The organism is Bordetella genomosp. 11, from assembly GCF_002261215.1.
Classification (GTDB): domain Bacteria; phylum Pseudomonadota; class Gammaproteobacteria; order Burkholderiales; family Burkholderiaceae_B; genus Bordetella_C.
Genome location: NZ_NEVS01000001.1, coordinates 306,582 through 332,670 on the forward strand (window position 1 = coordinate 306,582; position 26,089 = coordinate 332,670).

Annotated in this window: 14 protein-coding genes; 7 read left to right on the plus strand and 7 right to left on the minus strand. The window is 68.6% G+C overall.

Annotated elements, in window-relative coordinates:
- Positions 1-24 precede the first annotated feature (24 nt).
- From recC to recD, 3 genes are read left to right on the plus strand one after another with little or no spacing between them, the layout of a single operon-like run.
- Positions 25-3,798 (plus strand): exodeoxyribonuclease V subunit gamma, encoded by a 3,774-nt coding sequence (recC, locus tag CAL28_RS01410; protein ID WP_217906519.1) that lies wholly within the window; start codon positions 25-27, stop codon positions 3,796-3,798.
- Complete coding sequence (recB, locus tag CAL28_RS01415) at positions 3,791-7,738, plus strand: exodeoxyribonuclease V subunit beta (protein ID WP_094839640.1); 3,948 nt, start codon at positions 3,791-3,793, stop codon at positions 7,736-7,738. Before recC ends, recB begins: the two co-directional genes overlap by 8 nt.
- A complete protein-coding gene (gene recD / locus CAL28_RS01420; protein WP_094839641.1) occupies positions 7,738-9,978 on the plus strand; it encodes an exodeoxyribonuclease V subunit alpha in 2,241 nt (746 codons plus the stop codon). The genes recB and recD overlap by 1 nt, the downstream gene beginning before the upstream one ends.
- A gap of 99 nt (positions 9,979-10,077) precedes the next feature.
- Here recD and CAL28_RS01425 read toward each other — a convergent pair whose 3' ends face one another.
- Positions 10,078-12,075 carry a hybrid sensor histidine kinase/response regulator gene (locus CAL28_RS01425; protein ID WP_094839642.1) on the minus strand — a complete coding sequence of 666 codons (1,998 nt, stop codon included), beginning with the start codon at positions 12,073-12,075 and terminating at the stop codon, positions 10,078-10,080.
- A 108-nt stretch (positions 12,076-12,183) separates the two neighbouring features.
- The gene (locus CAL28_RS01430) at positions 12,184-13,116 is read right to left on the minus strand and encodes a LysR family transcriptional regulator (RefSeq protein ID WP_176463833.1); all 933 of its coding nucleotides are present in this window, start codon (positions 13,114-13,116) and stop codon (positions 12,184-12,186) included.
- 196 nt (positions 13,117-13,312) lie between these two features.
- Here CAL28_RS01430 and CAL28_RS01435 point away from each other — a divergent pair, with 196 nt between their 5' ends.
- The 4 genes from CAL28_RS01435 to CAL28_RS01450 all read left to right on the plus strand — a co-directional run bounded on the left by CAL28_RS01435 (position 13,313) and on the right by CAL28_RS01450 (position 19,167).
- A complete protein-coding gene (locus tag CAL28_RS01435) occupies positions 13,313-14,299 on the plus strand; it encodes a Bug family tripartite tricarboxylate transporter substrate binding protein (protein ID WP_094839643.1) in 987 nt (328 codons plus the stop codon).
- A gap of 67 nt (positions 14,300-14,366) precedes the next feature.
- Positions 14,367-16,424, plus strand: coding sequence for a hydantoinase/oxoprolinase family protein (locus CAL28_RS01440; RefSeq protein WP_094839644.1), 2,058 nt, complete (start codon positions 14,367-14,369; stop codon positions 16,422-16,424).
- Entirely contained in the window at positions 16,417-18,138 is a 1,722-nt protein-coding gene (locus CAL28_RS01445; protein ID WP_094839645.1) for a hydantoinase B/oxoprolinase family protein, read from the plus strand. Before CAL28_RS01440 ends, CAL28_RS01445 begins: the two co-directional genes overlap by 8 nt.
- A gap of 177 nt (positions 18,139-18,315) precedes the next feature.
- Positions 18,316-19,167 carry an oxidoreductase gene (locus CAL28_RS01450; protein WP_094839646.1) on the plus strand — a complete coding sequence of 284 codons (852 nt, stop codon included), beginning with the start codon at positions 18,316-18,318 and terminating at the stop codon, positions 19,165-19,167.
- Positions 19,168-19,226: 59 nt separating this feature from the next.
- On the opposite strand, the gene CAL28_RS01455 is transcribed toward CAL28_RS01450, so the two are convergent.
- From CAL28_RS01455 to CAL28_RS01475, 5 genes are all read right to left on the minus strand, one after another.
- The gene (locus tag CAL28_RS01455; RefSeq protein ID WP_094839647.1) at positions 19,227-19,643 is read right to left on the minus strand and encodes a hypothetical protein; all 417 of its coding nucleotides are present in this window, start codon (positions 19,641-19,643) and stop codon (positions 19,227-19,229) included.
- A 162-nt stretch (positions 19,644-19,805) separates the two neighbouring features.
- On the minus strand, positions 19,806-20,135 hold the full coding sequence (locus CAL28_RS01460) for a DHCW motif cupin fold protein (RefSeq protein ID WP_094839648.1): 330 nt from the start codon (positions 20,133-20,135) through the stop codon (positions 19,806-19,808).
- A 52-nt stretch (positions 20,136-20,187) separates the two neighbouring features.
- On the minus strand, positions 20,188-23,079 hold the full coding sequence (locus CAL28_RS01465) for a hypothetical protein (RefSeq protein WP_094839649.1): 2,892 nt from the start codon (positions 23,077-23,079) through the stop codon (positions 20,188-20,190).
- Positions 23,080-23,267: 188 nt separating this feature from the next.
- Complete coding sequence (locus tag CAL28_RS01470) at positions 23,268-24,803, minus strand: DHA2 family efflux MFS transporter permease subunit (RefSeq protein ID WP_094840560.1); 1,536 nt, start codon at positions 24,801-24,803, stop codon at positions 23,268-23,270.
- A gap of 116 nt (positions 24,804-24,919) precedes the next feature.
- Complete coding sequence (locus CAL28_RS01475) at positions 24,920-26,026, minus strand: HlyD family secretion protein (protein ID WP_094839650.1); 1,107 nt, start codon at positions 26,024-26,026, stop codon at positions 24,920-24,922.
- Positions 26,027-26,089: the final 63 nt, after the last annotated feature.

Here is a 26,089-nt window from a genome sequence, read left to right on the forward strand (position 1 = left end):
TGAATCACTGAGCCAGCAAACCCGGTGTCCCGACCGTCCCCGCCCTCCCTCCCGCCCGGCCTGATCGTCATCCACAGCAACCTGTCCGAGTCGCTGCGCGATGTGCTGGTCGGCTGGACGCGCGCCCATCCGCTGGGTCCGCTGGAGCGCGAGGTCGTGCTGGTGCAAAGCAGCGGCATCGCGCAATGGCTGAAGCTGGCGCTGGCGGCGGATCCCGCGGATGGCGCGGCGGGCGGCGGCGCGGGCATCGCCGCCGCCTTCGAATTCCTGCTGCCGTCCCGTTTCCTGTGGCGCGCCTACCGGGCGGTCCTGGGCGCCGCCGCGGTGCCGGAAGTGTCGCCCTTCGACAAGCCGCGCTTGATGTGGCGCCTGTTGCGCCTGTTGCCGGAAGTCATGGACCAGCCGGTGTACGCGCCCTTGCGGCGTTTCCTGCGCGACGATGCGGACTGCCGCAAACGCTACCAGCTGGCCGAGAGACTGGCCGACGTATTCGACCAGTACCAGGTCTATCGCGCCGACTGGCTGGCGGCGTGGGCCTCCGGCCGCGACACCTTGCCGCGCGACGGCGGCGCCGATCAGCCCTTGCCGCCTTCGCAGCGTTGGCAGGCGGCGCTATGGCGCGCCGTCCTGGACGACGTCAAGGCGCTGGCCGCGCCCATCGGCGCGGCGCCTTCCTCGGACGGCCGTGCCGCCGTGCACGACGCTTTCCTGCGCCGCGCCGCGGCCTGGCCGGACGACACGCCGGTACCGGGCCTGCCGCGCCGGATCATCGTTTTCGGTATTTCGACACTGCCGCGCCAATCGCTGGAGGTACTGGCGGTGCTGTCGCGCTGGACGCAGGTGCTGATGTGCGTGAACAACCCTTGCGAGCATTACTGGGCGGACATCATCGAAGGCAAGGACCTGCTGCGCGCGGGGCAGGCGCGGCAACGGCGCCGCGGCGGCAGTCCGGCGCGCATCGACGATAACGAACTGCACCTGCATGCGCATCCGCTGCTCGCGGCCTGGGGCAAGCAGGGCCGCGATTTCATCGGCCTGCTCGACGAACACGATAGCGCCGACGCGCGCGAGCGCCTGGCCGCCGCGCTGGGCGGCGAAGCGCGCCGCCTGGACCTGTTCGAATCGGCCGGCGACGATACGCTGCTGCGCCAGCTGCAGGACGACATCCGCGACCTCAGGCCCTTGCGGGAGACGCGGGCGCGCTGGCCCGGCGTGGATCCCGGCCGCGATGCGTCGATCCGTTTCCATGTCGCCCACAGCCGTCAGCGCGAGGTCGAAATCCTGCACGACCAGCTGCTGGCGGCCTTCGACCAGGACGCGACGCTGCGCCCGCGCGATGTCATCGTGATGGTTCCCGACATCGAAGCCTATGCGCCGCATATCCAGGCGGTCTTCGGCCTGCACGACCGCGACGATGCGCGCGCCATTCCCTACACCATCGCCGACCGCGTCAAGCGCCACGCCGATCCCTTGCTGCACGCGCTGGAGCAACTGCTGCAGCTGTCGCGGGCACGCTTTTCCGTCAGCGAATTCATGGACCTGCTGGAAGTGCCGGCGGTGCGCGAACGCTACGGCATCGCCCAGGACCAGCTGCCCCTGCTGCACGCATGGATACGCGGCGCCAACATCCGCTGGGGGCTGCACGATGCGCAGCGGCAGGCGCTGGGCCTGCCCGCCAGCGGTACGCCGGCCGCGCAGAACAGCTGGCTGTTCGGCCTGCGCCGCATGCTGCTGGGCTATGCGGTGGGCGCGCGCGCCGCGAACTGGCAGGGTATCGAACCCTATGACGATATCGGCGGCCTGGACGCGGCCCTGCTGGGGCCGCTGGTCGCCATCGTCGACAGCCTGGAACGTAGCTGGCGGGAAATGTCGTCGCCGGCGCCGCCGGCGGTATGGGGGGAACGCCTGGCCGCGCTGCTGGAGCGCTTCTTCCAGCCCGGCGAAAGCACCGATGCATATACCGTGCAGCAGTTGAACGCGGCATTGCGCGAATGGCTGGACGTGTGCGCGGAAGCGGGCCTGGAAGAAGACCTGCCGCTGTCCGTGGTGGCGGAACACTGGCTGGCGCGGCTGGACGAAGGCGGCCTGTCGCAACGCTTTTTCGGCGGCGCGGTCACCTTCGCCACGCTGATGCCGATGCGGGCGATCCCGTTTCGCATCGTCTGCCTGCTGGGCATGAACGACGGCGAGTACCCGCGCATCCGCATGCCCATGGACTTCGACCTGATGGCCTACGACTATCGGCCGGGCGACCGTTCCAGGCGCGAGGACGACCGCTATCTGTTCCTCGAAGCGCTGCTTTCGGCACGCGACCGCCTGCTGATTTCCTGGGTGGGCCGCAGCGTGCGGGACAACACGCCGCGGCCGCCTTCGGTACTGGTCGGCCAGCTGCGCGATCACCTGGCCGCGGGGTGGCGGCTCGCGCGCGCCGGCCTCGATGCCGATGCCGATGCCGACGGCGCGATCGACGCCGATGCGGACAGCGACGCCGGTATTTTCCCACCGGCGATGCCGCAGCCCGACGAGGCGCTGCTGGCCGCCCTGACCACCGAACATCGCCTGCAGCCTTTCAGCCCCGCGTATTTCTCCGATCCGTCGTCCGCTTTCTTCACTTATGCGCGCGAATGGCGCGGTGGCGGCGATCATGCCCCGCCCATGCGGGCGCTGCCGCCGATGGCGCGAGAGGAACCGCTGACATTGCGCGAGCTGGCCGATTTCGTCCGCGCCCCGGTGGATGCCTTCTTCAAGCAGCGGCTGCAGGTCAGCTTCATGCTGGAGGACGCCGCCACCGAGGACGTCGAGCCCTTCGTCCCGGACGCGCTCGAACAATGGCAATTGCAGGATGCCTTGATCCGCGCGCAGTCGCGCGCGCTCGAAACCGGCGGCGATTTCCTTGCCAGCCGCGAGGCCGAAGCCGCGCGCATCGCTCGCGCCGGCATGCTTGCCGATGGGGCTTTCGGCGCGCTGACGGCGCAGGACCTGATCGCGCCGCTGGACGATATGGCGGAACGCTACGGCAAAGCGCTGGCGCGCTGGCCGCATGCGGTACAGCGGGAATTCCCCGTGACGGTCTCCGGCGCCGGGGGCGCGCCGGCGCTGGAGGATACCCTGGGGGCGTTCCGCCGCGACGACGACGGGCAGTATTGCCGCCTGCTGGTCGACAGCAGCAGCCTGATCCCCAAGGGAAAATACCGTGCCGCGCGCATCGTGCCTCATTGGGTGGCGCATGTGGCGGCGCAGCTGGCGGGAGACCCTGTCACCACCGTGGTCGTCAGCAAGGCCGGCGACGTGGTCTTCCCTCCCTTGGCGCGGCGCCAGGCGATGCGCTGCCTGCGGGCCTGGCTGCGCGGCTGGCAGGCCGGGATGTCGCGTCCGCTGCCGCTGGCGACGGCCACCGCCTTCGAATGGCTGACACGCCATCCGACGCCGCCGGAGCTCGATGCGCCGGACGCTGCCGCGCAGGAGGCATCGCTCGCCGGACCTGGCGATGACGGCGGCGAGGACGACACCGTGCCGCAGGCCTGGGACGGTCCGGACGGCGACGGTATTCCGGCCCTGCTGGCTGCGCCCGCCGGGCAGGCCGCGCGCAAAGTGTACGAAGGGGCGGCGGAACAGCGCGGCGAGGTGGATGGCAGCCCGTATCTGCGCGCCGTGTACCCCGACTTCGCGTCACTGGCGCGCAGCGGCGAGTTCTTCGCGCTGGCGCAAGGCTGGCTGCGGCTGATGCGCGCCTCGCTATATGCCGACCGCAACAAGGGCAAGACCACCGCCGCCGGCCAGGAGACCGACCATGCCTGAATCCGGCCGCCGCGCGGGCAAGGCGACGCAGGGCAAGGATGTGCCGGCGACGCCACTGGATGTGCTGCGCTTTCCGCTGCATGGCAGCCGGCTGATCGAAGCCAGCGCCGGGACCGGCAAGACCTTCACCATCGCGACCTTGTACGTGCGGCTGGTGCTGGGGCATGGCGGCGACGCGGGTTTCGAACGCCCCCTGATGCCGCCGCAGATCCTGGTCGTGACATTCACCGAGGCCGCCACGCAGGAACTGCGCGACCGCATACGCGCGCGGCTGGCGGAAGCGGCCGCGTACTTCCTGGCCGATCCCGATCGCGTGGCGCCGCGCGCGCCCGGCGAGGATCCGTTGCACGACCTGCGCGCCGACTATCCCGTGGACAGCTGGACGGCCTGCGCCCGCAAGCTCCAGCTCGCCGGCGAGTGGATGGACGAGGCAGCCGTCTCCACCATCCACGGCTGGTGCAATCGCATGCTGCGCGAACATGCATTCGACAGCAACAGCCTGTTCCAGCAAACCCTGGAGGAGAACGCCGCGCCGCTGATGGCGGAAGTGGTGCGCGACTACTGGCGTGCGCATATCGCGCCGCTGGATGCGATATCCGCGGCGGAGGTGCGCGCCTGGTGGCCCGGGCCGGACGAGCTGCAGGCGCAATTGATGCCGGTGCTGCGCTTCGCGCCCGAACTGAAGGCGCCGCGCGATGACGGATTGGCGCGGCGGCTGGACGATGCCGGCGGCGCCGGCGATGGCACGCGCGGCGAACCCGGCGACGAGATGCATGACGGCGCCGCCGCCGTCGCCGATGCAAGCGGCGTGCGCGCCCCGTGCGATCTGCTGCACATGGCGCGCCGGCATCGCCAGACCGTGCTGGGCGAGCTGAAGCAGCCGTGGCAGGCGTGGCTGCCGGAATTGCGCCAGTTGTTCGACGACGGCGTCGCGGCCAAGCGGGTCAACGGCCGCCAGATACAGGCGCGTTATTACCTGGGTTGGCTGGAGAACCTGCGCGCCTGGTGCGAGGACGCGGACGCCCGCATCCCGCAACTGAGCGAAACGGCCTGGCTGCGCCTGGGTCCCGGCCTGGACGAAGCCTGGAAGGGCGACCCGCCCGACCATCCGGCCTTCGCGGCCCTGGCCGAACTGCGCGAACGGACCCGCGCGCTGCCGGAAGCGCGCCACGACGTGCTGCGCCACGCCGCCGATTGGGTCAGCCGCCGCTTTGCCGGCGAGCAGGCGCAACGGGCGCAAATGAGCTTCGATGCCTTGCTGGACCAGTTGGACGCCGCGCTGGCCGGCCCCGGCGGCGAAGGCCTGGCCGATACGCTGCGCAAGCAGTTCCCCGTGGCGCTGATCGACGAATTCCAGGATACCGACCCCGTCCAATACCGCATCTTCGACGCCGTGTACCGCGTCGCGGACAACGACGCCGGTAGCGCCTTGATCCTGATCGGCGATCCCAAGCAGGCGATCTACGGCTTTCGCGGCGCGGACATCTACACCTATCTGCGCGCGCGCGCGGCGGTGGACGGACGGCTCTACGTGCTGGGCAGGAACTTCCGTTCCACCCTGCCGATGGTCGATGCCGTGAACCATTGCTTCCTGGCGGCCGAGCAGCGGCACGAGGGCGAAGGCGCCTTCCTGTTCCGCCGCGGCGACGGCAATCCCGTGCCGTTCATCCCCGTGCACGCCAACGATCGCCCCGATCGCCTGGTCGTGGCGGATGCCGCCATGCCGGCGCTGACGATGTGGTGGCTGCCCCAGCCCGAGGACGGCAAAGCCATGGGCACGGGCGCCTATGTAGAGGCCATGGCCGACGTCTGCGCCTGCGAAGTCGCGCGGCTGTTGACGCTGGGCCAGCAAGGCCGCGCCGGTTTCGCGCCGCGCGGCGCGCTGCCGGCGCCGCCAGCGGACATGACGCCGCTGCGGCCGGCCGACATCGCCGTGCTGGTCGATACCGGGCGGCAGGCGCGCGCCGTGCGGCGCGCCTTGTCGCGACACGGCGTGCGCAGCGTGTATCTGTCGGAGCGGCAGTCCGTCTTCGCCAGCGCGCAGGCCGGCGAAATCGAATTCTGGCTGCGCGCCTGCGCGGAACCCGACGATGCCCGCGCCCTGCGCGCGGCCCTGGCCACGCCCACGCTGGGCGTGCCGTGGCAGGACCTGGACCGCATCGGCCAGGACGAACTGGAATGGGAGGCGCGCGTCCAGCAATTCCGCGGCTATGCCCGGCTGTGGCGCGACAAGGGCGTGCTGCCCATGCTGCGTCGTCTGCTCGACGACTTCGGCGTACCCGGCCGCCAATTGGCCCCGGACGCCGGCCCGGATGGCGGCGACGGCGAACGCGTGATGACCGACATCCTGCATATCGCGGAACTGCTGCAACAGGCCAGCACGCGGCTGGATGGAGAGCACGCGCTGTTGCGCCATCTGGCCGAAATGCGCCACGCCGCCGGGCAGGGCGACGAGAACGACGCGCTGACCATCCGCCTGGAAAGCGACGCCGACCTGGTGCGCGTCATCACCGTCCATAAGTCCAAGGGTCTCGAATATCCGCTGGTATTCCTGCCCTACGCCGCCGCCTTCCGGCCCGTGCGGCCGGATGCGGTGCCGCTGTCCTGGCACGATGAAGACGGCGCGCTCCGGGTATCGCTGGTGCCCGATGCCGCGGGCCATGCGCGCGCGGACCGCGAGCGCCTGGGCGAGGACCTGCGCAAGCTCTATGTCGCGCTGACACGGGCGCGCTATGCCACCTGGATCGGCGTGGCGCCCGTCGCCAACCTGCAAGCCAGCGCCCTGGGTTATCTGATCGGGCATGGCCTGGCCCCCGAGCCATCGTCGCTGCCCGGCACACTGGAAGCCTGGCGCGACGGCCACGCCGACATCGACGTCGCGCAGGCGCCGTCGCCGTCCGGGATCCGCTATCTGCCCGATGTCGCGACAGCGCCCTCCGGCCACGCGCGCACGATGCGGCGCGGGGTGCGCGATCCCTGGTGGATCGCCAGTTATTCCTCGCTGCGTACCGCGCGCGGCGCCGGCGCGCCGGAAACCGAGCCCGAGACCGCCCGCGAGGATGTCTTCCTCGAAACCGCCGGCACCGACACCGCGCCCGAGGCCGTGGACGATGCGGGCGACGCGCCGGCGCAGCCGGCCCCATCCGCTTCGCGGACCTCCGGGCCGGGCGGCGGCGCGGGCCCGCTGCACGCCTTTCCATCGGGGGCCCAGGCGGGGACCTTCTTTCACGAGCTGCTCGAATGGGCCGCCGCGCAGGGCTTCGGCACGATCGCCGGCAAGCCGGACATCGTCCGCGATGCCGTGGCGCGCCGCTGCCAGGTGCGCAATTGGTCCGCCTGGACCGAACCGCTTACCGCGTGGCTGCTGGATGCGGTCGAGCGGCCCATGATGCTGCCCGGCCTGCCCGACGGCCAGGTCGTTGGCGTGGCGCTGGCCGAACTGGCGGACTACATCTCCGAAATGGAATTCTGGCTGGGCGCCGACAATGTCGACGTGGCCGAGCTCGATCGCATCGTGCGCGCGTATACGCTGGACGGCGCGCCCCGGCCGGTCCTGGAGCCCACCCGCATCAACGGGATGCTGAAGGGCTTCATCGATCTGGTTTTCGAACACCAGGGCCGCTATTACGTGCTGGACTACAAATCCAACCGGCTCGGCGAAGACGATGCCGCCTACACGCGAACGGCAATGCGCGGGGCCATCATCGGCCATCGCTACGAGCTGCAGTACGCGTTGTATCTGTTCGCCCTGCATCGCCTGCTGCGCTCGCGCCTGCCCGATTACGATTACGACCGCCATGTCGGCGGCGCGGCGTATGTGTTCCTGCGCGGCATGCGGGCCCCCGATGGCGGCGTGTTCGCCGAACGGCCGCCCGCCGCGATGATGCACGCCCTCGATCGCCTGTTCGCCACGGCGCGCGCGCGCGAGGAGGCTGCCTGATGTTCCTGTCGACGATCGCGGATACCCCGGCCATGGCGGACGACGCGCGCCGCGACCTGCTCGGCCTGATGGACGCGTGGGCGGCGCATGCGTGGATACGCCCCATCGATGTCGTCTTCGCCCGCTTCCTGTGGGAAGAGGTGCCCGATGCGCCGCCGCTGGCCATCCTGGGCGCGCTGCTCGCCAGCCACCAGCTGGCGCACGGCCATGCCTGCCTGGACCTGGGCGCGGCGCTGGAAGACCCCGAAATGACGCTGGCGCTGCCGCCGGAAGGCGCCGACCTGTCCGCCTCCGATGCGCCGCTGCGTTCGCCCGCGAGTCTGCTGGCCCACGTCTCGCTCGCGCGCTGGCTGGCGGCGCTGGACGTGCCGCAACTGGTCGGGCGCGGGCCGGGCGGCACGCCGCTGGTGCTGGTCGAGCGCCGCCTCTATTTGCGGCGCTGCTGGCAATACGAGCAGGACATCAACGCCGGCATCGCGGCGCGGCTGGCGCGCAACTCCGGTCTGCAGGCGGCGTTGCCGCCGTCGCGCCTGCGCGCCATGCTGGACGCCTTGTTTCCGCGCGACACGGCCGGCGGCCTGGCGCCGGGCACCGATTGGCAGAAGATCGCCTGCGCCACCGCTGCCCGCAGCGCGTTCACCATCATTACCGGCGGCCCGGGCACCGGCAAGACGACCACGGTGGTCAAGGTGCTCGCCGTGTTGCAGGCGCTGGCACTGCGCGGGATGGCGCCCGCCGGCACGGCCGCCGACGCGCCGGACGATGCCCCGGCGGCCGGCGAGCCGCGGCCCTTGCGCATCCGGTTGGCCGCGCCTACCGGCAAGGCGGCGGCGCGCCTGAGCGAATCCATCGCGGGCGCGGTGTCGCGCCTGCCGATCGGCGATCTGCCGGATGGCGCGGCCGTGCGGCAGGCGATCCCCACGAGCGTATCGACGCTGCATCGCCTGTTGGGCAGCCGCCCAGGCTCGCGCAAGTTTCGGCACGACGCCGAGCATCCTCTCGCGCTCGACGTGCTGGTCGTCGACGAGGCGTCGATGATCGACCTGGAAACCATGGCGGCCCTGCTGCAGGCGCTGCCGGCGCGGGGACGGCTGATCCTGCTGGGCGACAAGGACCAGCTGGCCTCGGTGGAGGCCGGCGCCGTGCTGGCCGATCTGTGCCGCGAGGCGCACGCCGGACGCTACACGTCCGACACGCGCGACTGGCTGGAGCAGGTCAGCGGCGAGCGCATCGACGCGGACCTGCTCGACGATGCCGCCGGCACGCCTCTGGACCAGGCCATCGTCATGCTGCGCCATAGCCACCGTTTCGCCGCCGACAGCGGCATCGGGCGCCTGGCGTCCGCCATCAACGCCGGCAACCGGCAGGCCGTGGCGCGATTCTGGCGCCAGCCACACGCCGGCGTGACGCGGCTGGCCGGCCGCGAATGCGAACGCGACTTCGCCGCGCTGGTCCTGGATGGCCAGGCCCGCACGGAACTCGAGCTGGCGATGATGGGCGACCCCGCCGGCCATGGCCTGGCCGCTTCCGGCCCGGACGAGGGCCGCACCGGCGCGCCCGATGGCGGCCTGGACGGGCGCGGCGATTCCGCGTCGGCGCCCGGCCCGCACGGCTACGCGCGTTATCTGCGCGTGATGCAGGCGCGCCGCCCCGCGCCGGGTGCCGGACAGGAAGACCTGGACGATTGGGCCCGGCAGGTCCTGCGATCCCACGGTGCCTTCCAGTTGCTGACCACGCTGCGCCAGGGCCCCTGGGGCGTGGATGGCTTGAATCGCCGCGTGGCGCGGCTGTTGCACGAGCATGGGTTGATCGACGCCACGGACGGCTGGTACGCCGGCCGGCCGGTGCTGGTGACGCGCAACGATTACGCGCTGGGGCTGATGAACGGCGACATCGGCATCACGCTGGCGTTGCCGGTGGGGGCCGGGCAGGCGCCGGTCCTGCGCGTGGCCTTCCCCATGACGGACGGCAGCGGCCGGGTCAAATGGGTGCTGCCCAGCCGGTTGCAGGCCGTCGAAACCGTGTTCGCGCTGACCGTGCACAAGTCGCAGGGGTCGGAGTTCGACCATGCCGCCGTGGTGCTGCCCGAGCGCATCAGCCCCATCCTGACCCGCGAACTGCTTTACACCGGCATTACGCGGGCACGCGCCTTCCTGACATTGCTCAGCCCGGGTGGAGACCACGTGCTGGAGCAAGGTATCGCGCGCCAGGTGCGGCGCGCCAGCGGCCTGCTGGCATAAGCGGGGCGCGCGCCCACGGGCGGCGGCCCGGACCTTCGCCCTTGCGCGGCAGTTCGTGCGCCTGTCCCTTGCGCGTCGACAGGCCCCGGGATGCCCGCCTCAGGGCGCGGGGAACGGCCTGGCGGGCAGCATCGGCACGCGGTTTTCCAGGCCCAGCGTCTTGACCAGCGCCTCGGCCGAATACGGCTTTTCCAGGAACTCGAAGCCGTGGGTGCCCTGCTCGGCAAGCACGTGGCTGTAGCCGCTGGTCAGTACGATGCGCAGGTCGGGCCAGCGCCGGCGTGCCCTCGATGCGAGTTCGATGCCGTTCATCCCGGGCATGACGACGTCGGAGAACACCACGTCGAAACGGCCGTTGCGGGCATTGAGCAGCGATAGCGCCGATTCCCCGTCGGTGGCCCAGTGCGCCGTCAACCCCAGTTCGTGCAGCAGTCCAAGGGTGAAGCGCCCGACGGTTTCGTTGTCTTCGACCAGCAGGACCGATATGGGCTTGCCGGTGGAGGGCAGGGCGATGGGCTCGCCGTCGCCGCCGCTGTCGGCCGCCGCGCCGGCGCGCGCGCAAGGCAGGTACAGCGTGAAGGTGGAACCCTTGCCGGGTTGGGTCTCCACGGCGATTTCGCCGCCCGATTGCTTGGCGAAGCCGTAGGCCTGGCTCAGTCCCAGCCCGGTGCCCTTGTTCACGGCCTTGGTGGTGAAGAAAGGCTCGAATATCCGCCGCAAGGCGCCGGGCTCGATGCCCGTGCCCGTGTCGGTCACCGACACCGCGACAAAATCGCCGCTGGCGCCGGAATGGCCGCGCACGGGCGGGATGTGGTCGACCTGGCGCGCCGCGATGGTCAGCCGCCCGCCGCGCGGCATCGCGTCGCGGGCGTTGATGACGATGTTCAGGATGGCGGTCTCGAACTGGTTCGGATCCGCTTCGATCGGCCGCATGCCTTCCGGCAGATCCAGTTTCAGCTTGATCGGCGATCCTATCGAGGTATGGATGATCTGCTCCATCCCGCGCAGCCGCACCGGCACGTCGAAGACTTCCGGCATCAGGGGCTGCTTGCGCGCGAAGGCCAGGAGTTGCCGGGTCAGTTGCGCCGCCTTGCCCGCGGTATCGACGATGGCGTTGATATAGCGCGTCCGCTTTTCTTCGGACAGCGCGGATCGCCGCAGCAGTTCCGCGGAAGAACGGATGATGGTCAGCAGGTTGTTGAAATCGTGCGCCACGCCGCCCGTGATGCGGCCGATCGCTTCCATTTTCTGTGCCTGGTTCAGGGCGTCGCGGCTGCGGTCCAGGGCCAGCTGGGCTTCCCGCCGTTCGGTCATATCGCGGGTGATCTTGGCGAAACCGATGAAGGTGCCCTGTTCGTCGCGGATGGGATCGAGCACCACGCTGGCCCAGAAGCGCGTGCCATCCTTGCGTATGCGCCAGCCTTCACCCAGGAAACGGCCGTCGCGCAGGGCGGTCGCCAGCGCGCGCTGCGGCTCGCCGCGGTCGCGGTCTTCCGGCGTATAGAAGTGCGAAAAGTGCTTGCCGATGACCTCGTGCGCCATATAGCCCTTGATCGCCTGCGCGCCCGCGTTCCAATTGGTGATCCGGCCGTCCTGGTCCAGCATGTAGATGGCGTAGTCGCGCACGCCCTGCACCAGCAGCCGGAAGCGCTGCTCGGCGGCGAACAGTTCTTCGTGGGCGCGCTTCTTGTCGCTGATATCGCGCGTGACCTTGGCGTAGCCGATCAACACGCCATGGTCGTCGAGCACGGGGTCGATCACCACGCTGGTCCAGAAGCGCGTGCCATCCTTGCGCACTCGCCAGCCCTCGGCTTCGTAGATGCCGTTTTCCGCGGCGATGCGCAAGGCGCGCTGCGGCAGGCCGTCGCGCCGGTCTTCTTCGGTATAGAAGCGCGAAAAATGCTGGCCGATGATCTCGTCCGCGGTATAGCCCTTGAAGCGTTGGGCGCCGGTATTCCAGCTGACGATGTATCCATCCGTATCGAGCAGGTAGATCGCATAGTCACGGATGGCGCGCAGCATCAATTCTGTGCGGCGCTGAAGGCTAAGGGCCTGCAGGGGCGAGCCCGGCGGATTCAGTGAGTTGGGATCGTTCATGGCGCTCTCTGGGGCCTTCGTGGCTTGGGACTGCACGGCCGCATCCGGCTTTGCCTGGGGCCGTGGCGACGGCGGGATACCACAAGGATATAGGGGCGTAGTCTATCCTCAAAGCGGGGAAAAATCTGGCGCATGGTAGAGCAGCGGCGCGGCATGTTCGGCGATGTATTGCCGCAGCCACCCGTGCCCGGGGTCCTCCTGGTGGCGTTCGTGCCAATACAGCGACACCGACAGCTTCGGCAGCTTCAGGGGAACGTCCAGCACGGCCAGGCCCACCGCGCGCGGCGCCGCCTTGGCCACGCTCATGGGCACGGTGCATATCAGGTCCGAGGCCGCCACCACGTAGGGGCCCACGAGGTAGCTGGACAGCGTGGCGGCCACGGTGCGTTCGCGGCCCATCGCGCGCAGCATGCGATCGATGGCGCTGCTGAAGTGGCCGGTATGCGCGGCCAGGTCGACGTGCGGATAGCGCAGGTAGGCATCGAGGTTCCAGCGCCGGCGCAGGCAGGGATGCTGTTCGCGCACGATGCAGACCGCGGGTTCGTCGTACAGGAAGCGGGCGCGCAGGTTCTGCGACGGATCGGGAAAATAGCCCGCCAGCAACTCGACGTGGTTCGTCTCCAGCATGCTCAGGCCGTGCTGCAGGCGGGCCGGCATCACGCGCAGCTGCAGGTGCGGCGCCTCCCGCGCCAGCCCGGGCAGCACGCGCGGCATCAGCGTGAACTGCATGTAGTCGGTCGCGTACAGCGAAAACGTGCGCGCCGTGACACGGGGGTCGAATGCCTCGCGCGGGCCGGTGGCACGCTGCCAGCGCGCCAGCAGCGGCTGGAACTCCTGGTGCAGCGCCAGCGCCTGCGGCGTCGGTTGCCACTGGCTGCCGTCGCGCTCCAGCAGGGGATCGTTGAATAGCTTGCGCAGGCGGCTCAGCGCCGCGCTCATGGCCGGCTGGCTGACGCCGACGTGTTCCGCCGCCCGCGAGATCGTCCGCCATGTCATCAGCGCGTCGAAATGGATGAGCAGGTTCAGGTCCGGGGATTTCATGGGCGCGTCGTCGGATCGATGGGGCCGGGCCCCGGGGCACCGCACTGCGGCATCAATGCGATTGATATCACTATAAATGGAAATGACTGCCGTCCGCGTCCGGCCCGGCCTAGGATTTCCCCTGCAGGACACAGCGCCCGGATTCCGGCGGACCACGATCCGCGCCCGGGCAACCACGGACAAGGGGAATAGATACATGAAACTACTTACGCCAAGCAGGTGCCGGGCGCTCCTGGCGGGCACGATCATGGCGCTATCCGGCGCGACCGCCATGGCGGCCTGGCCGAACGACAAGATCGTCCGCCTGGTCGTGCCGTTCGCGGCGGGCGGCTCCACCGACCTGATCGCCCGCAAGCTGGCCGAAGGGCTAGGCAAGAACCTGGGCGCCAACGTGATCGTCGAAAACCGTCCCGGCGCCGGCGGCACCGTCGGCACCGACTACGTCGCGCGCCAGCCCGCCGACGGCTACACCATCCTGATGGGTTCGGTCAGCACGCACGGCAGCGCCCCCTGCATCTATTCGAACCTGCCCTACAACGCGTCCAAGGACTTCACGCCGCTGGCGGTCGTGGCGACGATACCCAATGTCATCGTGGTCAATAACAACAAGGTGCAGGCGTCGGATCTGAAGTCCTTCGTCGCGCTGGTCCGCAAGGACCCCGACCGCTACACCTATGCTTCCAACGGGCCGGGAACCTCGAACCACCTGGCTTCGGCTTTCTTCACCAATGCGGCCGGCATCTCGATGACCCACGTTCCCTATCGCGGATCGGGCCCGGCGCTGATCGATCTGCTGGGCGGACAGGTCGACATGATGATGGACGTCATCATGACCTCTTATCCCTACATCAAGGAAGGCAAGCTGCACGCGCTGGCGGTAACGTCCGCGCAGCGCAGTCCCATGCTGCCCGACGTGCCTACCGTCGCCGAATCCGGCTACCCCGGTTTCGAGGCCATCGTGTGGTTCGGCATGTTCGCGCCGGCCCATCTGCCAGCCGACATCGCCACGCGCCTGAGCAAGGCCATCGTCGCCGTGCAGAACGGCCCCGATATGAAGCAATACCTGGAAAGCACCGGATCGCAGGTGTCTTCCGTGACCGGCGATGCCTTCGCCGCCATGATCAAGGACGACAACGCCAAATGGTGCAAGGTCGTCAAGCAGGCCGGGATCAAGCTCGACTAGGCCTGCGCCCGCATGCGCGGCGCGTTGCGCGCCGCGCCCAGATTCACTCTTTCAGGAAGACAACGATATGTACCGGATCGGCATAGACGTCGGCGGGACGTTTACCGACTTCACCATGATCGACGAAAGCGCCGGCGTGGTGCATTTCCACAAAGTGCCTTCCACGCCGGACGACCCCTCGCGCGCCATCGCGACCGGTATCGCGGGGCTGCTCGAGATGCACGGTGTCGAACCCGCGCAGGTATCGCACGTGGGCCACGGCACGACGGTGGCGACCAACCTGATCATCGAGCGCAAGGGCGCGCCGGTCGGCCTTATCACCACGAAGGGTTTTCGCGATGTGCTGGAGATCGGCCGCCAGACCCGTCCGCACCTGTACGACTACGGCGTGGGCAAGCCGCCCGTCGCGGTGCCGCGCCAGTTCCGCATCGAAGTGGCCGAGCGCGTGCAGGCCACGGGACAGGTGCGCGAGCCGCTGGACGAGGACGCCGTGCGCCAGGCCGCGCGGTATTTCAGGGAACATGGCATCGGCGCCATCACCATCTGCTTCCTGCATTCCTATCGCAATCCCGTGCATGAACGACGCGCCCGCGAGATCGTCGCCGAGGAAATCCCGGATGCGTACATCAGCCTGTCCAGCGAGGTGCTGCCGGAATTCCGCGAATACGAACGCCTGTCCACGACCGTGCTGAATGCCGCGGTCGGGCCGCGCATGGCCGGCTATCTCGAACGCTTTTTGCTGCGCGTGCGCGAACTGGGCATCGCGCACGAGCCGCACACCGTGCATTCGAACGGCGGCCTGATGTCCATCGCGAGCGTGCGCCAGTTCCCGGTACGCACCTGCCTGTCCGGCCCCGCGGCCGGCGTGGTGGGCGCCGCCGCCGTGGGCCGCGTGATCGGCAGTCCCAACCTGATCACCTTCGACGTCGGCGGCACCAGTACCGATGTGTCGCTGATCGTCGACGGCAAGCCGCTGTTCACCTCGCACCGCCACGTCGCCGGCTATCCGGTGAAGACGCCCATGGTGGACATCCACGTCATCGGCGCGGGCGGCGGCAGCATCGCATGGATGGACGACGCCGGCGCCTTGAAAGTGGGCCCGCACAGCGCGGGCGCCGTTCCCGGTCCCGTGGGCTACGGCCGCGGCGGCGAGGAACCCACCATCACCGATGCCGAAATCGTGCTGCAGCGGCTGAACCCCGTCGCGCTGCTGAACGGACGAATGCCGGTTCACGCCGAAGCCGCGCGCCAGGTCATCCAGGACAAGGTCGCGCGTCCGCTGGGCCTGGGGATCGAGGACGCCGCCGAAGGCATCCTGCGTATCGCCACCGCCAATATGAGCCGCGCCATCCGGGCCGTCTCCACCGAACGCGGCCATGATCTCTCGCGCTTCGCGCTGTTCGCCTTCGGCGGCGCGGGTCCCCTGCATGCCGTGGAGGTCGCGACCGAATGCGGCATCCCGCGCGTCATCGTGCCGCAGGAGCCGGGCACCATGTGCGCGCGCGGCATCCTGCTCAGCGACATCTCTTTCGATTTCGTGCGCAGCGAGATCGCGCTGGCCACGGCGGACAACTGGACCCGCGTGGCGGGCATCTTCGACGCGCTGCGCCAGCAGGCGGACGACTGGCTGGCGGCCGAAGGCGTGGCGCCCAGCCTGCGCGCGGCCCATTGCGCCATCGACGCCCGCTACGAGGGGCAGAATTTCGAGGTACAGGTACCGCTGGACGACACCGCCGCCAGCGGCTTCCAGGAATTCCTGTCGCGGTTCAACCAGGCGCATCTGCGCGAGTACGGCTACGACGTCGACGACCGCGCCATCCAGATCATCAACTGCCGCGTGCAGGCCACCGGCCAGGTCATCAAGGCGCCCCTGTCGCCGCGCACCGTGCGCGGCACGATGGACGAAGCCCGGGTCGGCACGCGCAACACGTATTTCGGCGCGGCGCACGGCTGGCTGGAAACGCCCGTCTACGACCGCGGCCGCCTGCCCACCGGCGTTCCCTTCCATGGCCCGGCCCTGGTCGAGGAAATGAGTTCTTCCACCGTGGTCGGCGTCGGCCACCATGCCGTGGTGGACGACTACGGCAACCTGATCATTACCCTGCAAGGCAACGCAAATGGCTGAAGCTTCCCGCAACGACGACACTTTGGCCGATCCCATCGGCATGGAGGTCTTCTGCAACCGGCTGCTGTCGATTACGGAAGACATGAACAACACGCTGGTGCGCGCGTCGTTTTCCACCAACATCAAGGAACGCAAGGATTGTTCGGTGGCGCTGTTCGACGCCGCCGGGCGCCTGGTCGCGCAGGGCACGCAGATCCCCCTGCACCTGGGCTCGCTCAATGGCGCCATGCAAGCCATCCTCGAGCGCCACGCGGTGGAAACGATCGAAGACGGCGACATTTTCATCTGCAACGATCCCTACCTGGCCAACGGCAGCCACCTGCCCGACATCAACATCGTCACGCCGGTATTCTGGGAAGGCCGCCTGCGGTTTTTCGCCGCCAACATCGCGCATCACGCCGACGTCGGCGGCCCGGTGCCGGGCTCCATCGCCGGCGGGTTGAACTCCATCTTCGCCGAAGGCATCCGCATTCCGGTCACGCGCCTGGCGCGCGCCGGCAAGGTGGACGACGACCTGCTCAACCTGATCTGCGCCAACACGCGCGATCCCGAAGAGCGCCTGCTGGACCTGCGCGTGCAGATGGCGACCAACCGGCGCGGCGCGGCGGCCATGCAGGGCCTGATCCGCCAGATGGGCCTGGATGCCGTGCTGCGATCGGTGGACGACGTTATCCGCTATACCCGCCGGCGGCTGCTCAATCGCATCGCCGACCTGAAACAGGGCAGCTACACCTTCCATTCCGACCTGGACGACGACGGCCTGGGCGGCGACCCGGTGCGCCTCCAGGTCACCCTGACCGTGCACCCCGAGCGGCTGCATTTCGACTTCACCGGTTCGGGGCGGCAGGCACGCGGCGCGATGAATCTGCCGGTGAACGCGCTGCGCGCCTCCGTCTACTACGCGGTCAAGGCGCTGCTCGACCCGGACATCGCACCCAACGCGGGCCTGTTCGAACCCATCGACATTTACGCCCCGCTGGGCACCATCACCAATCCGGAACATCCGGCGGCCGTCGGCGCGCGCTCGATCACCGCGCAGAAAGTGGCGGGCGCCATCTTCGGCGCGTTTCGCGGCCTGCTGCCGCCTGAAAAAATCATGGCCTCGGGCAACGACTGCTGCCCGGCCATCGTGTTTTCCGGCAAATGGGCCACGCGCCCGGGCCAGTTCGTGTACCTGGAAACGCTGGGCGGCGGCGCGGGCGCGCGGTACGACAGCGATGGCATGGATGCGATCCACGTGCACATGACCAATACGTCGAACCTGCCCGTGGAAGCGCTGGAAAACGAATATCCGCTGTTGATGGACGAGTACGCGATGATCGCGGATTCCGGCGGCGCGGGCCGCACGCGCGGCGGCCTGGCCATCGCCAAGCAGATCCGCGCGCTGGTGCCGGGCATCGTCTTCTCCGCGCGTTCGGACAGCCATACGGTGGGTGTCGCGACGGGCGTGGACGGCGGCCTGGACGGGCGCCGCGCGCGCCTGGTCCGCAACCCTCGCACGCCGAACGAAGAAGAGCTCTTCTCCAAAACCGCGAACATTGTGTTGGACGCGGATGAAAGCGTGCGCATCGAAACGCCTGGGGGCGGCGGCTACGGCAGGCCAGCGCAGCGCGCGCCGGAGCGTCTGCGGCGCGACCTGCTGGATGGCAAGATCAGCGAAGGGGCGGCGCGGGACGTCTATGGTGTGGTGGTGGACTCGGTGCGGTCTTCGTGACGGTTTGCTGACAAGTTCCTTGCGTGCGCAGGGGACTTCGGCCACGAGCGTCCAACATGTGATCCGATGCGGCCGCGATGGCTCGGCATGCGCGTACGCGCGGTTGCGGTGGGGGAGGGGCGTGCGCTAGCCTTGATGGGTTCGCCGCCCCGCGCGGCCCCGTCAGGAGATCCCGCCATGCCGACCGCCCCGCAGTCCCCTCCCGTATGGTTCATCACCGGTTGCTCCACCGGCTTCGGCCGCGCGCTGGCGCTGGCGGTGATCGCCCGCGGCTGGCCGGTCGTGGCAACCGCGCGCGACCAGGCCCGCATCGCGGACCTGGCGGAACAGGCGCCGGACCGCGTACTGGCATTATCCCTGGACGTGACAGACACGGCCGCCATCAGTGCGGCGGTGCGCGCGGCGCAGGAACGTTTCGGCCGTATCGACGTGCTGGTCAATAACGCGGGATACGGCTACCAGTCCACGGTCGAAGAGGGCGTCGAAGCGGAGATCCGCGCGCAGTTCGACGCCAACGTGTTCGGCTTGTTCGCCATGACCCGCGCGGTGCTTCCCGGCATGCGGGAACGGCGGCGGGGGCACATCATCAACATCACATCGGTGGCCGGCCTGGTGGGCTTCCAGGGCTCCGCGTATTACGCGGCCTCCAAGCATGCCGTCGAAGGGTTTTCCGACGCGCTCGCGGCGGAAGCGGGTTCGCTCGGCATCCAGGTAACCTGCGTCGAGCCCGGTCCTTTCCGTACCGATTGGGCGGGGCGCTCCCTGCGGCAGACGCCCACGCAGATCGCCGACTATGCCGAAAGCTCGGCCAAACGCATGCAGGCCACGCGCGAAAACAGCGGCAAGCAGATCGGCGACCCGGATCGCGCCGCGCAGGCGATGATCCATATCACCGAAGTCGAAACGGCGCCGCGGCATCTGGTTCTAGGTGCCTTCGGGATGAAGGCCGTGACCGACAAACTGAAGGAACGCCTCGATCAGATCGAGGCGTGGCGGGATGTCGGCCTGGCGGCCGATTTCCCGGCGTAAGTTTGCCGGGCGGGCCCACGACGTATATGGCGGATCGGTGACAGGGGTCTGACCGCGGCTTACCAGAAACCGCCGTTGCCGTGGACCCGGTTCGCAAACAGCTGGCTGGATGTGGGCTGAACGAGCGTGGCATGGTGGCTGTTGCACCAGATATCGCCGTCCACGGCACCGATGTCGGGGTCGACATCTATCGAACAGTTAACGTTCTTATAGTTACTGACGGCGCTTTCAAAGGTCATCGTGCCGTTGCCGTTCGAGCCGGCGGATACCGGCTGTTCCATGTGGGCCTGGAAGGTGAACGAGTTGTCGGTGGCCTTGCACGTCACCGAGGTGACATCGAGGTCGCACTTTACGGCGTTTTGTATTTTTTCTCTGGCTGGCGATGGCTTGTCTTCCGCCCAGCCGTCTGAAACCAAAAATACTCCCGCCAGAGCAATACAACAACCGATGGAACCAAGTCCGTAAGCGATGCGCATGATGTCTCCAGGTTGGCCGTGCAACGCGGAACAGTCTAGGGGTGCACAACGAATGGACTGGAGTAATACTTTGGCGCCGTATGAAACAGCGGCGGGCAGGCGCGATGTTCGCGTCGACGGGGTCGATCCTTCTCGTCCGGCTGCCCGTGGACGGCCGATCCCTTAATCGACGATGAACAACGTCGCCCCGGTGGATGTGGAAGACCGGTGCGCCTCGGCCCCGTCCGCGACCTGATAGCTCATCCCCGGCTGCAAGGTGAATCGCCGCCCGTCTTCCAGTTCGGTATCCAGCGAGCCCGACAGGCAAAGCAGGATATGCCCCTTGCTGCACCAATGGTCCGCCAGATACCCCGGCGTGTATTCCACCATGCGCACGCGTATGTCGCCGAACTGGCGCGTGCGCCACAGCGCCTTGCCCGTCGTTCCGGCATGTTCGGTGGTTTCTACGGTCGACCAGTCGGTCGTGCCAAAGGGAATGTCGGAGAGTTTCATCGTGGGGTAGCGGGGGCAGGTGCGCGTGGGCGGGAAACGATACGATGGATCGCTATTGTAGAGGCGTCAGCGTATAGCGGATGTCGACCGCCCTTCGCAGTCCGAAAACAACGCCCTGGGCATCCGCGCCCATGTCGAACGCCGCCGTGATGCGGCTGCGCGACGGATCCAGTGCGATCGTGCCGGACGGCATCGCCGAATCCGCCGCGATCAAGGGTAGGTTTCTGACTTCGCTCCATGTCAGCGATGCGGCGATGCTGTATTGCCCGTCTGCCTCCCGCCGCACCAGGAATTCAGTGGCGTTGGGCGCCGACGTCGGGCCTCGCGCCTGCAAGCCGTCCGGCAGGCGCAGCACGTAGGTGTCCGTCGACGACGCGAGCGCGGCGACGAAACCTTCCGGTATTCCGCGATGCATCCATCGCGTCAGGGCGGGCATCGCCGCACCCGCCAATTCACGCAGGGCATGCATGGTCCTGCCCATGGCGGCAAGCCGGGCGTCCTTGTCCAGGGTCGCCGGGAAGCCGGGGCTGTATATCGCATGCCCATGCGGCCCGATGCCCTCCACGCCCAGGGCCATGCCGGGTTGGTCCAGCATGCCGCGCGCGAATCTTTCGCAGACGACGAACCAGGAAGGCTCGCCGTCCGACGCATGCAGTTGCACAGGTCGCGAGAGCAGAACGTCGCCGGTGGGCGGGGCAGTCAGATACCGTTCGAGCGTGCAATGCAAGGCGTATCCGATGCATGGTTTCGCCAGCTGGTTCGCGGCATCCCAGTCCACGCCGAATTGGCCCGCGATGGCGGCGCGCAACGCCGCGGCATGGGTTTCCTCGGGAATGGCCGGGGTGTCCGGGCGGCGGATATCGCCCCTGCCCTCCGCCTGCGCGCCGGGGAAAACCGTGGGGATGGCGGCTCGCAGGTTGCGTTCCACGTACCACGCCAGCATCAGCGTGGATGTGCATGCGTCCTGGCGTTTGCGTTGTTCTTCGGGCTGCGCGGTGGACCAGTCGGCCAGTGCCTCGATGGGCTCGCGCAGGGGAGGGGCCGTCAGGCCGACCCGCGCAAGCGCCGCGCCCATGCGATTGCTCGCTGTCGCGTCGTCGCCTCGCGCAAGGCTTTCGATCGCGGGCCAGACCATATCCTGGGCGAGCGCGGAGTTGGTATCCGCGGATACATCTTCGCCCATGGCGGCGAGGCGCTGGCTGAGCCGGAACAGGACATCCGCCACGTCGCGCAGCTGCGAGCAGACTTGCTGGATGTCGGCGTCGGCGCGCATCAGCGTCCGGATCAATCGATGCATGGAATCGCGTGCCCTGGGCGGGATTTCGCGCCGCGCGTCGATCGCCGATGTCAAAGCCGCTTTGTCCACCAGGGTTCCGAAGGACGATAGCGTCCGGCTGGCGGCGCGCAGCCTGCCCAGTTCGGCATCGGACATGCCGCGCAGGATACGTGCATCGGGATCTCGGCCGTCGCCGTGCAGCAGGGTGCGCATGGCACGTGCGGCGTGTCGAACGGATGTTTCCAATTCGTCGGGCATGGCGGTGTTGAACGCGGCCAGCGTCCTGCGCAGTTCCCATAGCGCATGGCCAAGCGCCGCCAGATGGGTCAAGGCCACTGGCCTGTCTTGCGTGGCGATCGATTCGTGCAGGCGGGCCAGCGCCTCTTCCACTGCCCGCCGGTCCCTTCCCAGCATATCGGCCTGTACCGCCGCCACCGCCGCGGTGATCGACGCTTCCTTCAGCGCGGGCATATCGGGCCGTGCATCCAGCGATGTCCTGAAGGAGGACAACTGGCGGGGCAGCAGCACCCGCAATCCGGCGGATCGCCAGCTGTCCGGCAAGCGATTCATGACCAGGGTCAGCGCTTCGGTCCGTATGCGGGCGCGCAACAGGCTGGAGTTTGGCAAAAAACCGGTCAACTCGGACGCCGCGCTGTCCAGCCGATGGTATAGCGCCTGCATGGCCTCGCCCACCCGTTGGCCGCCGGCACGCCACTCGATCGTGCGCGCGGCTTGCACGGCGGCCACGCGTTTGCGGTTGTCCAGCTGCAGGCGCAGGGCCTCGCGCCACGTCATCAACGCGTCGCCGCTGCAGACGGCGCTGAACGCAAGGGCCGCGTCCACCTCGTCCGGATACGCGCCGTAGAACTCGTCGTGAACGGAAAGCTCCGGCCAGGCCTGGGCCGCCAGCTTGCCCAATTCCTTGTCGGTCAGGATATCCAGCATGCCGCCGAGCACCTGCGCGGCCGAACGCGCGGGCGAAGACAGCCATAGCCCGATGCCGTGCAGTTGTTCCAGCGTATCGCGCACCTGGCGCGCCGCTTCCGGCGTGCAGTCGTTGGTTTTGAACAGCCGTCCGAACAACGGCGTTCCTATGCGCGCCGCGAGGGTGTGCGCCAGGACCTGTTCCAGCGTGTCCAGGAAGCGGTTGGCCGTGTGGCGCAGTTTGTCCGTTTGAAGATCGGCGAGCGCGCGCGTCCGCGGCGTGCTTCCCGCCAGGTCGTTGTACAGCTGCGAAAGCGGTTCCGGGTCCTTGATGGCATCCAGGCAGCGCTGCAGGACGGCGACCATCGCCGGTTGTTCCAGTTCGATGCCGCCGGACATCGCATCCTGGCAGACGGCCTGGAGCAGTCCTGCGCCATCGCGCTGGGACAGCCCGTCGATCTGGCGCCGGCTCCATTGATCGATGAAGCGATGCATGGAGTCGGCCAGGCGGGTTTCGGCCTTTTCCTGCCGCATGGCGGCCCGCCGCTGCGTGCCGGCCACGATATAGCGTATCGCATAGGCCAGTCCGCCAGTGGCGGCCGGCCGATGGCCCGTATCCGACGCGCGGCGGGCCGGACCGGCTTGGGCCCGGGCCGGCAGCGTGGCGGCATGGGCATCGGTTGCCTCGCGCGCGTTGGCGGAAAGCATAGCGGACAGCGCGTCGCTGTAGCCATCGATGGGCATGGTGTGCCTGCTCCGAAGGGGAACCGGCATCCTGGGCGGGAACCGGCAGGGAGGAAGAGGAAAGCACTGCGTACCGCGTTACGACGTGCGTAGGTGTCAGGGCACCATCCGGTGTTCCTGCCTGTCGGGTCCGCGTCCCTCTCCCTTCCCCGGGGAAGTCTGCGTCGCCGGCGCGACGTCGGCCGCGGTCAGTGTGCGTCGGCCGAGGGCGCTTTCGGCGCTTGCACCTTGCGCATGAGCGGCACCAGCGCGGTCGCCATGACGAAACACGCCATGACCGCCAGGAATGCATCCGAGTAGGCCAGCGTTTGCGCTTCGCGATACGCCAGCGACCACAGCCGGGCCAGTCCCGCCGTGACCGGGTCGCTCGACCAGCCCGCTGCCTGCGCCGTCATGCGGGCCAGCGCGTCGTCCATCGCTTCGTTGCGTATGTTCAAGTGTTCGGCCATGCGAAAGAAATGCAGGTTTGTGCGGTCGTTCAGTATCGTCGCGCAGACCGCGATGCCGATGGCGCCTCCCAGGTTGCGCATCAGGTTGAACAGGCCCGACGCCAGCTTCAGCCGGGCCGGCGGCAGGCTGCCCAGCGTCAGCGTGACGGTAGGCGCCACGGCGAATTGCTGCGCTATGCCACGGAAAGCCTGCGGCAGCAGCAATTCGGCACCGCCCCAGTCATGCGTGATGGGCACGAATTTCCACATCGAAAAAGCGAAGCAGGCCAGCCCCGCCATCAACAGCCAGCGCAGGTCCACGCGGTTGGCCAGCATGGTGTACAGCGGGATCGACATGATCTGGAACAGGCCGGTCGAGAAGATGGCGGTGCCGATCTGCAGGGCGCTGTAGCCGCGCACATGGCCCAGGAACAGCGGCGTGAGATAAATGGTGGCGAAGATGCCGACCCCGCTGACGAAGGAGAACAGGCAGCCCAGCGCGAAATTGCGGTCCTTCAGCGCGCGCAAGTCCACGATGGGCTGGCCGTAGGTCAGGCTGCGCCAGACGAAACCCACGCCCGCCAGCCCCGATATCCAGGCGGTGGTCAGGATGGTGGGATCGTTCAGCCAGTCCCAGCGTGGGCCTTCTTCCAGCGTGTATTCCAGGCAACCCAGGAACAGCGCCATCAGGGCGATGCCCGGATAGTCCGCGCCGCGCAGCAGCGACGGGTCGGGCCTGTCGACGCGCACGAACATGGGCACCATGACGGTCACGAACAGGCCCGGTACCAGGTTCACGAAGAACAGCCAGTGCCAGGAGTAATGATCCGTGATCCATCCGCCCACCGTCGGCCCGAGCGTGGGCGCCAGCGATGCCAGCCCGCCCACGGTGGCGGCCGCCAGCACGCGTTGCGGGCCGGCGAAAAAGGCGAAGGCGGTGGTGAAGACCAGCGGGATCATCGAGCCGCCCAGGAAACCCTGCAATGCGCGGAACGCGATCATGCTCTGGATGTTCCAGGCCCATCCGCACAGCAGGCTGGCCACCGTGAATCCGGCCGCCGATGCGGCGAACAGCCAGCGGGTCGACATCACGCGCGCCAGCCAGCCGGACAAGGGGATGACGATGATTTCGGCGATCAGGTAGGCGGTCTGCACCCAGACGGTTTCATCGACGCCGGCCGACAGTCCGCCGCCGATGTCCTTCAATGATGCCGAGACGATCTGGATGTCCAGCAGCGCGATGAACATGCCCGCGCACATGGTCGAGAACGCGAAGATCTTTTCGCCGGTGGACATATCGGCCGGAGAGCGCGGTCCCGCGCCGCCACGGCCGGCGGTGGGCGCGCGCGCCGCCGTGGCGGCCCCGCCGTCCGGCAGCAATCGGTCGTCCCGCCCGGCGGCGGCCGTTGGGCTCATGGCCGCCGCCGCGTGTCGATCTCCGCCTGCACGGACAGGCCCGGACGCAGCAGGCCCAGCCGCGCATCGGCGTCGTCCAGGACGATGCGCACCGGCACGCGCTGCACGATCTTCGTGAAATTGCCGGTGGCATTTTCGGGCGGCAATACGCTGAACTGCGCGCCGGTGGCGGGCGCCAGGCTGGCGACGCGGCCATGGAAGACGCGATCCGGCATGATGTCGGCGACGATGATGGCGCGCTGGCCCGGCGCCATGCCCGCCAGCTGGCTTTCCTTGAAGTTGGCATCGACCCAAAGCCCGGCGGCGGGCACCAGCGACAGCATCTGCGTCCCGGCCGGCACATAGGCGCCCTGGCGCGCGCGGCGGTTGCCCACGGTGCCGTCCATGGGGGCACGCACTTCGGTATAGGAAAGATTCAAGCGCGCCTGCTCGCGGTCGGCCGTGGCTTGCGCCAGCGCGGCGCGTGCCTGGCCTTTCTGCGTATCGATGACGTCCAGCTCGCGCTGCGCGGCCACCAGGGCCGCTTCGGCCTTCTGCTGGTTGGCCACCGCCTGCTTGTAGTCGGAGTCGGCCTTCTGCCAGCTTTGGATGGATACCGCCGCGCTCGTCGACAGCGACTTGTAGCGCGCCTGGTCCTGGCGTGTGCGCACGGCCTCCGCTTCGGCCGCCGCCACGCCCGCGCGGGCCTGCAGGATCATGGCTTCCTGCAGGCGCCGGTTGGCGTCCAGGTTGGCCAGCAATGCCTGCTGCGCGGCCACGGTGCCATCCGCTTTGTCGAGGGCGGCGCGGTAGTCGCGGTCGTCCAGCTTGACGAGCAAATCGCCCGCGCGCACCGCTTGGTTGTCGCCCGCGGCCACCTGCGCGATATAACCGGGCACTTTCGTGCCCAGCACGGTGATGTCGCCGCCGACATAGGCGTCGTCCGTCTCTTGGATGAAGCGTCCTTCGGTCCACCAGCGGTATCCATACGTGGTCGCGCCCGCGACGGCGATCAGGATGGCGGCAAGATAGGCCAGCCGGCGTCCCCGGCCGCGCGCGGCGGGGACGGTGGCGGAACCCGGGGTAAGCGTGGGCGCGGCCGCGCCAGCGGTGGGGGGAGGCATGACGATGTTCTCTGGGGGGCGGGTAGTGAAGGCGGCCGACGTTTCCGGGTAGGTCCAGGCGGG